The sequence below is a fragment of the Niallia sp. MER 6 genome (genome assembly GCF_023714395.1).
Taxonomy (GTDB): domain Bacteria; phylum Bacillota; class Bacilli; order Bacillales; family Cytobacillaceae; genus Niallia.
In genome coordinates, this window is the sequence record NZ_JAMAUK010000079.1 from 1 (window position 1) to 2,633 (window position 2,633).

The 2,633-nt window shown below is 33.4% G+C and carries 3 protein-coding genes and 1 pseudogene; all 4 read left to right on the forward strand.

Annotated elements, in window-relative coordinates; all coding sequences use genetic code 11:
• Positions 1 to 97: IS3 family transposase (locus tag M3600_RS28175; protein ID WP_251648067.1), on the forward strand; the 97-nt coding region annotated here is incomplete at its 5' end.
• Between the two features lie 110 nt (positions 98 to 207).
• Entirely contained in the window at positions 208 to 1,014 is an 807-nt protein-coding gene (locus tag M3600_RS28180; protein WP_251648524.1) for a hypothetical protein, read from the forward strand.
• A gap of 243 nt (positions 1,015 to 1,257) precedes the next feature.
• Positions 1,258 to 1,338, forward strand: a pseudogene (locus M3600_RS28185) (M23 family metallopeptidase); the annotation flags it as partial.
• A gap of 357 nt (positions 1,339 to 1,695) precedes the next feature.
• The gene (locus tag M3600_RS28190) at positions 1,696 to 2,523 is read left to right on the forward strand and encodes a DNA/RNA non-specific endonuclease (RefSeq protein ID WP_251648526.1); all 828 of its coding nucleotides are present in this window, start codon (positions 1,696 to 1,698) and stop codon (positions 2,521 to 2,523) included.
• Positions 2,524 to 2,633: the final 110 nt, after the last annotated feature.

A 2,633-nucleotide genomic window follows, 5' to 3' on the forward strand; every position in this document is an offset into this window, starting at 1 on the left:
GGAATTAAATGATTATGTTCATTGGTTTAACCATATTCGAATTCATGGAACACTCGGTTACTTAACGCCAGTAGAATTCAAGAGACAGGCCTTATAAAAGTTGTCCAGTTTGGTGTTGACATTCCACCATTTCTTATAAATTTTAGTACGTCATTTAAATTAAACTTAATTTGGGATCCTTTTGATTGCTATAAAAGTTTTTTTCCCTTGGATATATATTCTCGAATCCAAACAGAAAAACAACTAAAGGAATTTGATACGCAATTAATAGATTCTGAAAAAACAGGATTCATATTTAGAATAGTGTTTTCTGTTATTTTATGCATTATTCTGTTAATCTGCCATCAGCCTTATTATGCAATTTTTATTTGTCTCAATATGCTTAACCATTACATTCTTGAGAATATTAACGAAAATTATTATCACGGTACTTTAACAAGAATTAAATATATTAAGAAGGGTTACTCCATCTTTTATATTGCCAATCAAGCTATTCTCTATGAAGGGGATAAGTCATTTGTTTATAAAATATTTCAAAAGCAACTTCTCCATTTTGATAATCCTAAATTTGAGTTTTCCATTATTAAAACATTGAAACATATTTTTATGGAAAGAATTTTCGATAATAGTATTAAAATAATGCCAAATGCCAATGAGTTTATATTTACACAGATACTTGAACCAGAGGATTTTGTTTTTGGTTCAATGAATGGAGCTGAATCATGGGATTTTGTCAAGATATATATGAGTCATGCAATGTTGATGAAAGATGAAAATCAACTGGCAAAAATTATTTATACTATGCATTTAATTCGGGATTCTACCTATCCACGACTCCGTGATCTGGTAGATTGGTATATCAGTATAGGACAATACAACAGAATTCTTCCCCAAGAATCCCTTTATAAAAATAAAGTTATTCGAAAGGATGGATTCAATGTATTTTTTCCAGCTTATCGAAAGCAGTACGAATGGATAAAAAGGGAAGTGGAGTTACAGTGTACGAAATACTAGTAAAGACAGAAAGGTGTATTAATATATGGTTATTTTTAATGCCTTTAATCTGTACAAAAAGACTCAGACTATTAGTGAAGGTACCTCCAATTGTTAGACATATTCTAACAATTGGAGGTGCTTTTTTTATGGGAGATTAACAGCAGATTAAAGACTTAGGGAAATGCATGTGGAGAAAGATTTTGTAAAACGCTAAACAAAATATCCAGTTCCCTTTAACTAGAAGTATAAAAAGTTGGGCAGAAAGTTAAACAAGGAGAGGTTATAAGTGAGGTGGGGAATACAGGCGACAGTACAGGTCCTCACTTGCATTTTTTATATTAGTAAAAGGTACTAGGTGGACAAATACATCCTGCACCTTTTATGAGATATTGTAATGAATAACGAAGTTTTAAATATGAACATTAACATTAGAAAACGGATGGACATGTAGAACTATAGTATAAGTTAAAGAATATTATATTGTGATGTAATAGTAATAATCTGTATAATAAAAAGAAGAGGTATTTTTTCTTATTGTGATGGTGCAAATAGGATATAAATAAGTTTATCTTAAATACATTATTATATCTTGATATTTAAACCATTTCGTTTCATGAAAAATTGAACGATAACCCAGCATTAATCTCTGTTAACATCCCGAGATTTACAGAATTATTATAGGAGAGTACTAAAATAAAAATGAACTATTTAATCTTACTTTTAACGACCATCTTTCTTGTTGGATGTACCAACGTAGAAGATGTGTCCATTACAGATGAAAAGACAGATTCACAAGAAGTAACCACAGTTAATACAGATAAAACTAGTGAAAAAGAAGAAGCTGATACTGCGTCGGTTAATGAATCAGTGGAAGAGGAAACACCAACCGAAACAAATAAGGAACTGTTCTCAGGGTACAAACTTATTGAAGTGGATGGTGGTGATTTGTCTGGATATCGTGAACCTAATGTCGTCGTTGACATTGGTTATGGGGACCGTAAATATTGGGCATTTACTAATGAATACGGGCAGCTAGTTCGTGTTATTGCTGATGAAATCACTCTTCAAGATGACCAGAACGAACCTGTATTATCGTCTGGCAGATATTACTCTGATGAGGCAAAGGTTCCTGGTGTCGAAAGTGACGTTTTAGATGAAGGACATATCATTGCTGATTCTCTGGGAGGGGTATCGAATGCTTACAATATTACTCCACAAGATAGTACGCTTAACCGACATGGTGATCAAGCTTATATGGAAGACGCAATCCGTAGCGCAGGTGGAGCCACTAATTTTGAAGCAATAATCACATATCCGGATACGAAAACGCAGATTCCTTCAAGTTATCAGTATACCTATACTTTAATGGGGAACGAGATTGTAGATACATTTGACAATGTGAACCCTGATGAAGTGAACGCATCTCTCGGTTTAACAGGCAGTAAGCCTTCTGATTCAACTAGTTCAAACACAGATGGTGATATTTCTAGTGTTGATACAGACGGTAATGTGTTTATTGCAAAATAAAAGTACAGAGGTTTGCGAGGAATTTGTGCAGAATCTAACTGCATAAAAAATAGGCTTGCCAGCCCCTAAAATATCCCCTACTGTATGGATTGAGAGATCACAACAGTGGG

Excerpts from the sequence above, each read along its gene's own strand:
- M3600_RS28190 (WP_251648526.1), top strand. The coding sequence starts at position 1,696 with ATGAACTATTTAATCTTACTTTTAACGACCATCTTTCTTGTTGGATGT.